1 protein-coding gene is annotated in these 380 nt (G+C 57.9%); it reads right to left on the bottom strand.

All coding sequences use genetic code 11. The annotated features are described in order from the left end of the window. Window positions 1-380, bottom strand: a 380-nt coding sequence (locus H6A60_RS12795; protein WP_275114238.1) for a sugar phosphate nucleotidyltransferase, incomplete at both ends; no start/stop codon positions are given.

Below are 380 nucleotides of genomic sequence, written 5' to 3'. Positions count from 1 at the left end.
GGGACCTGCTGCACGGCCAATACATTGCCGCCGCCGGCACGCTCGCGGGCTTCGACAAGCTGTTTGGTTACGGAGACGTCGGCGTCGACCAGGTCGTCGGCAAGAATGACGGCAAAAGGTTCATTGCCGACAACAGGTCGAGCACACAGAACGGCATGACCAAGTCCCAGAGGCTGCGGCTGACGAATGTAGACGCATGTAACACCGGCCGGAACGATGGAGCGGAGCGTTTCGAGAAGTTCCTTCTTTCCCTTTTCCTCGAGTTCTCGCTCAAGTTCCGGGCGGTTGTCGAAATGATCTTCGATGGCTCGCTTGGTGCGTCCGGTGACGAAGATCATTTCGGTGATCCCGGCTGCTGCAGCTTCTTCAACCGCATATTG

The organism is Sutterella massiliensis, from assembly GCF_016899755.1.
GTDB classification, from domain to species: Bacteria; Pseudomonadota; Gammaproteobacteria; order Burkholderiales; family Burkholderiaceae_F; genus Sutterella; species Sutterella massiliensis.
The sequence above is the reverse complement of the archived record's forward strand: the minus strand, read 5'-3'. Positions and strand labels throughout refer to the sequence as shown.